Origin of the sequence: Rhodococcus chondri (assembly GCF_036327435.1) — a bacterium.
Lineage (GTDB): Bacteria > Actinomycetota > Actinomycetes > Mycobacteriales > Mycobacteriaceae > Rhodococcus > Rhodococcus chondri.
The window spans coordinates 22,604-28,920 of the sequence record NZ_JAUZMZ010000055.1 but is presented as its reverse complement, the minus strand read 5'-3'; the positions used below and the strand labels follow the sequence as shown (position 1 = coordinate 28,920).

Genomic DNA, 6,317 nt, shown 5'->3' with positions numbered 1-6,317 from the left:
CGGACCGCCAGGCCCGGGCCAGCGCTTTCGCCGCCCGTTCGGGACCGGGGTACGAGGGCACCGAACCGCGCACCGGTTTCCCGTCGGAGTCCCGCACGGCCAGTACGTCCGGGATGCCTTCGGTCGCCAGGAACGTGGTGACCACCGGCTTCTCGGTCCCGGCGACGGTGTCGCGCAACGCCTGCGCGTAGGGCTGGACATCGACCGCGACAGGAGGCACGAAGACCGCGATCACGGCGTCGACATCCGTTGCTGCAAGCGCCTTCGCCACGGCGGCGGCGAATTCGTCCGGCGTCGCCTGGGCACCGAGGTCCACGGAGTCGGCGGCGTGCAGTCCCTCCCCGCGGGCAGCGTCCACGGCGAGCACTCCGAGCGCGGTGGAGTTGCCGACGACGGCGACCCGTGGACCGGCGGGCAGGGGCTGATAGCCGAACAGCAACGCCGAGTCGAAAAGTTGCGCAATGGACTCCACCTGAACCACGCCGGCCTGCTCGAACAGATATCGCACGATCGTGTCGTCCATCTCACCCGTGCGAGCGGCCAACGCCGGTGGCACGGCATGGCGGCCGCTCTTGACGGCGACGATCGGCTTACCCCGCGCGACGCGGCGGGCGATGCGCGAGAACTTACGCGGGTTACCGAAGCTCTCGAGGTACAGGAGCACCACTTCCGTCGCGGGATCGGTGTCCCAGTACTGCAATAGATCGTTGCCCGACAGATCGGCCCGGTTACCGGCCGAGACGAACGACGAGAGTCCGACGCCGGTCTTGGCGGCCTCGTCGAGAATCGCGATGCCCAGTGCACCCGACTGGCAGAAGAACCCGACATTGCCGGCAGCCGGCAGCACCGGGGCCAGGGTGGCATTGAGCCGGATGGCCGGATCGTTGTTGGCGACGCCGAGCGCGTTCGGTCCGATCAACCGCATGCCGTGCGCGCGGGCGGCATGCGCGAGACGACGCTCCGAATCGCGCCCTTCCGGTCCGGTTTCGCCGAAACCCGAGGACACCACGAGCAAGGCCTTGACGCCTTTGGCGAGACAGTCGTCGAGCACCGCGTCGATCGACTCGGCCGGCACCGCGGCGATCGCGAGTTCCACCTCGTCGGGAATATCGCGCACCGTGGGGTAGGCGCGGACACCGTGAACCGATCGGTGCTCCGCGTTGACCGGGTACACCGGGCCGGTGAAACCGCTGCGCAGCATGTTCACCAGAACGGCATTGCCGACCTTGCGGCTGTCGGTGGACGCCCCGATGACCGCGACACTGCCCGGACCGAGGATGTTCCGGACGCTGCGGGCCTCGGCCGCGCGCTCGCGCGCATTGCGCACCGAAACCAGGGCTTCGGTGGGGTCGATCGCGAACTCGAGCCGGACCACTCCACCCTCGAAACTGCGGCTGACCTGGTACCCCGCCTCACGGAATACGGAAATCATGTGCCGGTTCTCGGCGAGCACTTCGGCGACGAAGGTGTGCAGGCCGTTCTCGGCGGCCGCTCCGGCGAGGTGCTCGAGCAACACGGGGCCCAGGCCTCGGCCCTGATGGGCGTCGGAGACCGTGAACGCCACCTCGGCGGACAGTCCGTCGCCTTCGCCGGTGAGGCCCTCGTATCGGCCGACGGCGATGATCTCGTCGCCCAGCATCGCGACGAACGCGACCCGCGTGCGGTGGTCGACGACGGTGAATTTGAACAGATCCTTCTGCGAGATCGTCGGGTAGGGACCGAAATAGCGCAGATAGCGTGTCCGCTCGGACAGCTTGCCGTGGAAGTCGACGATGAGCTCGGCGTCTTCCGGGACGATCGGCCGCAGGTGCACGACTCCACCATCGGACGCGAGGACATCCGCCACCCAGTGCCGGGGATAGTCGCGGGCGACCGCCAGTGCGCGCTCGCGGGCTTCGTCGACCGTAGGTTCGGTCGCTTGGGCGCCAGAGGTAATCGAGTCGCTCTGCCGATCAGTCACGGGGGTCCTCCGGGTCCAGTCCGAGCAGGGGGAAGCAGGCACGGCGCGTGGCGATGATCGCCGAATCGATACGGGTCAGTGCTCGATCGAGGGAGGCGACACCGGTTTCCGGAGTACCCCCCGGTCCGTCCCACGCGAGGTACGACACATCGGCGTCTTCGCCCATCGTGGTCGGCAGTTCCACCCCGGGAGCGAGTGCCGAGACGCGCTCGCGCCAGTCGTCGGGTACCGCGGTGGCAAGGTCGATCTCGCGGTCGAGGGCTGCGGCGATCAAGTGCGTCCAGGCGCGGGGCACCACCCGGACGAGGCCGTAACCACCGCCTCCGACGGCGAGCCAGCGGCCTTCGCAGTACCGGTCGGCGAGGTCGCGCATCGCGAGATACGACGCCCGCTGCCCGTCGACGGTGAGAGACAGGTCTGCCAGCGGGTCTTCACGGTGACTGTCGGCGCCGCACTGACTGATCAGGATCTGCGGACGGAAGGCCGCGATGGCACCTGGCACAATGGCGTGGAATGCTCTGAGCCACAACGAATCCACTGTTCCGGGAAGCACGGGAAGGTTGACCGCTGTGCCCTCGGCGGCGCCGGCCCCTACTTCGCTGGACCAGCCGGTGTTCGGCCACAGGGTGGCGGGGTGCTGGTGGACGGACACGGTGAGCACCCGCGGATCGTCGAGGAACGCGTGCTGGACGCCGTCCCCGTGGTGGGCGTCGACGTCGATGTAGGCGATCCGGTCGTAGCCGTGGTCGAGCAACCACGAGATGGCGATGGCCGCGTCGTTGTAGACGCAGAAACCCGCCGCCCAATCTGCCATGGCGTGATGCATGCCCCCGCCGATGCTTACCGCGCGCCGGGTGCGTCCGGAGGCGATCTCCTGGGCCGCGGCCAGTGTGCCGCCGGCAAGGGTCGCACTCGCCTCGTGCATCTTCGGAAAGATCGGATTGTCGTCGGTGCCGAGGCCGTGTGGTTCGTCCGGTACCGGTTGCGCCTCCGGCTGCACCGTCCCTGCGCGTTTGACGGCGGCGACGTAGGTGGGCGTGTGAATTCGCAACAGGTCGGCGTCGGTGGCCGGGTCGGGCCGCACAGTTTCGACGCCCTCGAGCAGGCCGAGACTGCGCGACAACATCATCGTCAGATCGAGCCGCGTCGGATTCATCGGGTGCGTCGGTCCCCAGCGATAGTCGAGATAGTCGGGACTCCACACCACGACACGGTCGCCGCCCAGATGTGTCGAACCGCCTGCTGCGGAGGAACTCGTGGTCATGAACACAGACGCTACTTGTCCGCTTCGGACGACGCGAGCAGTGCGGCCGGCCCCGCCATCCGATTCGCGAGGATAGAATCGGCCCAGACGAAGGGGTGTGAGAGTGAAGGACCTGGTCGATACAACGGAGATGTATCTCCGGACGATCTACGACTTGGAGGAAGAAGGCGTCGTGCCGCTGCGCGCGCGCATCGCCGAACGCCTCGAGCAGAGCGGGCCCACGGTGAGTCAGACGGTCGCCCGCATGGAACGCGACGGCCTGCTGCGTGTGGCGGGAGACCGCCATCTTCAGCTGACCGAGAAGGGTCGCGACCTCGCCGTATCTGTCATGCGCAAGCACCGGCTGGCCGAACGGCTACTCGTCGATGTGATCGGACTCGACTGGGAGAACGTGCACGCCGAGGCGTGCCGGTGGGAACATGTCATGAGTGAGGAGGTCGAGCGGCGCCTCGTCGAGGTCCTCAACAATCCCACCACCTCGCCGTACGGGAACCCGATCCCGGGACTGTCCCAGCTCGGCCTCGACAAAGGGGCGCCGACGGACGAGAAGCTGGTACGCCTGACCGAAATCCCCAGTGGCAAACCCACCGCAGTCGTTGTGCGCCGGTTGGCCGAATATGTGCAGTCGGATCCCGACGTGATCGCACGCCTCCGCGAAGCCGGGGTGGTTCCGGACGCACGCGTTACAGTCGAGACCCGACCGGGTTCGGTGACGATCACCGTTTCCGGTCACGACAGCTTCGAGCTTTCCGACGAGATGGCCCATGCCGTACAGGTGAAACAGGTCTGATGCAGATCCTCTTCACCGGCCCGGCACGGGTCGGTGAAGAGGGGATCCCAGCGTGAGACTTCTGGTGACCGGCGGCGCCGGCTATGTGGGCAGTGTGTGCAGCACCGTTCTGCTCGAGCACGGCCACGACGTCGTCGTGCTCGACGACCTCTCGACCGGCAACGCCGACGCCGTTCCCGAGGGCGCCGAATTCGTCGAAGGCGACATCGCAACGACGGCCGCCGAGGTACTCGGAGTCGAGGGCGGTACCCCGCGATTCGACGGCGTCCTGCACTTCGGTGCCCAGTCGCTGGTCGGCGAATCGGTCGAATCGCCGGAGAAGTACTGGCAGGGCAACGTCGTCGCCACACTGGCATTGCTCGAGGCCATGCGTTTGACGAAGACACCGCGACTGGTGTTCTCGTCGACGGCTGCGACATATGGCGAGCCCGACCAGGTACCGATCACCGAGGACTCCCCCACCCGACCGACCAATCCGTACGGCGCTTCCAAACTCGCTATCGACCACGCGATTTCGTCCTATGCGCATGCGCACCGACTGGCCGCGACGAGTCTGCGGTACTTCAACGTCGCCGGAGCCTACCGGGGCGCAGGCGAAAACCGCGTGGTCGAGACGCATCTGATCCCTCTGGTGCTTCAGGTCGCGCTCGGTCAGCGCGAACAGATTTCGGTGTTCGGTACCGACTGGCCCACCAAGGACGGCACTCCGATCCGCGACTACATCCACGTCAAGGATCTCGCCGACGCCCATCTGCTCGCGCTGACCAAATCAGAACCCGGCACCCATCGCATCTACAACCTCGGCAGCGGTGAGGGATTCAGTGTGCGAGAGGTGATCTCCGCGTGCGAGCGGATTACGGGGCTACCGATCAAATCGGTGGACGCGCCACGCCGTCCCGGAGACCCGGCGGTACTGATCGCCTCGAGCCGGCGAGCGATGGACGAGCTCGGCTGGAGTCCCCGCCACACCGATCTCGACGAGATCGTCGCGGACGCATGGGAATACATGCGTGGACTCGGCGGACGCGCACACGCGGCGCAACGCTGATCCAGACAACACCCGGAGGTCACGCGACCGGTTCCCTCGGCGGTAACGCGACGCCGAGCCGCGCGGCGATCTCGTGCCCGGTTTCGGCCAGGCCCCGGATCGCATCCGGGCGCAGGCCGGCCTGCAATGCCTGGTCGAGCAGGTCGGAAAGCCGGTGGCGGGGATTTGCCTCGAGCGCAACGCCGAGTGCCACACCGGCGAGCGGCCCGTCACCGCGGACATAGGCGCTGAAACCGACGAGGGCGGCGGCGTCCGCCCGCTCCGGGTCGGGCAACGCGCGGGTCATCCGGATCCACAGCCGCTCCGCAACGGACGCTCGCACTCCGACGGCCAACGCCAGCAGTGCGTCGCGCACCGTCGGATTCGCCAGCAGCACTGCGAGTTCCGCGTATTCCGAGACCGTCGGCTCGTCCTCGCCGCGGTGGTCGTCCATCCGCGCGAGCACAGCTTCGAGTTCGAGCCGGTCTGCGTGCTCGCGACCGCCGGCCCGCACGGCACGTTCGTACGCGACGTCGCGGGATTCCAGTGCGTCGTCGATACGGTCGGCGACCTGTCCGCGAGTCTCCGGGGGATACGGTGCGAGGAGATTCTCGAGTTCGCTGCGGGAGCGGTGGATGGGATTGCCGCCGAACACCCTGGCCGCCGCGACGAGTGACGCGCCGGGATCGGGCAGGACACCGCCCACCTCTCCCCCGGGCGTGAACCATTCTTCGCCACAATTGATTTCCGGTATCGCATGCACTCCGGCAATGCCGATTCCGAACAGGCCGAGCCGATCGGTCAGATCCTCGACGAGTTGCCGTGCGCTGTTGACCGCGGGAGCGAACGGATACTCGAGTCGGTCGTCCACGAGTAGCACGAGCACGGAATCGGCACCCTCGCGGCTGCATACGGCCCCGAACCGGTCGAAGGCTTCCCGCATGGGCGGCGGCACCTGCCCGTCGTCGCCGGGCAGCAGCAGGTCGTGTCGCATGACGACTCCGATGCTGTCCACCCGGCCGGGTCCGCGCGGAGGCAACGCTGTGGGTGTCAGGCTCAGGACAAGGATCGAGCGACACGGACGGAACCCGAGCATCGCGGGCACGGCGGCGAGCAATTCTCCGATGTCGTCGAGGCGTAGCGGATGTGAGGAGGAGGTCGATGTGGTCATGTCCCCGACCCTCCCGGACCATCGGTGGCGGAACGCGTCTCCGGGCGCAGATCCGGCGAAACTGTGGATGAACCGGGCCCTTGTGGACAAGCTCGGTCCAGCACG

Annotated in this window: 5 protein-coding genes; 2 read left to right on the top strand and 3 right to left on the bottom strand. The window is 67.5% G+C overall.

Features of this window, described 5'->3' with window-relative positions:
* Together Q8814_RS11780 and Q8814_RS11775 are read right to left on the bottom strand one after the other, a co-directional pair.
* Positions 1-1,879 (bottom strand): bifunctional acetate--CoA ligase family protein/GNAT family N-acetyltransferase (locus Q8814_RS11780; RefSeq protein ID WP_330152203.1); only part of this gene is annotated, 1,879 nt, incomplete at its 3' end.
* Positions 1,880-1,952: 73 nt separating this feature from the next.
* Positions 1,953-3,224: an acetoin utilization protein AcuC gene (locus tag Q8814_RS11775; protein ID WP_330152200.1), complete on the bottom strand. Its 1,272-nt coding sequence runs from the start codon at positions 3,222-3,224 to the stop codon at positions 1,953-1,955.
* Positions 3,225-3,327: 103 nt separating this feature from the next.
* On the opposite strand from Q8814_RS11775, the gene Q8814_RS11770 reads away from it, so the two are divergent.
* Positions 3,328-4,014, top strand: coding sequence for a metal-dependent transcriptional regulator (locus Q8814_RS11770; RefSeq protein WP_330152202.1), 687 nt, complete (start codon positions 3,328-3,330; stop codon positions 4,012-4,014).
* Between the two features lie 52 nt (positions 4,015-4,066).
* Positions 4,067-5,062, top strand: coding sequence for a UDP-glucose 4-epimerase GalE (galE, locus tag Q8814_RS11765; protein WP_330152199.1), 996 nt, complete (start codon positions 4,067-4,069; stop codon positions 5,060-5,062).
* 19 nt (positions 5,063-5,081) lie between these two features.
* Here galE and Q8814_RS11760 read toward each other — a convergent pair whose 3' ends face one another.
* Entirely contained in the window at positions 5,082-6,212 is a 1,131-nt protein-coding gene (locus Q8814_RS11760) for a DUF4192 domain-containing protein (RefSeq protein WP_330152198.1), read from the bottom strand.
* Between the last annotated feature and the right edge of the window lie 105 nt (positions 6,213-6,317).

Coding starts and splice junctions, on each gene's coding strand:
- Q8814_RS11760 (WP_330152198.1), bottom strand. CDS start 6,212: ATGACCACATCGACCTCCTCCTCACATCCGCTACGCCTCGACGACATC.
- Q8814_RS11775 (WP_330152200.1), bottom strand. CDS start 3,224: ATGACCACGAGTTCCTCCGCAGCAGGCGGTTCGACACATCTGGGCGGC.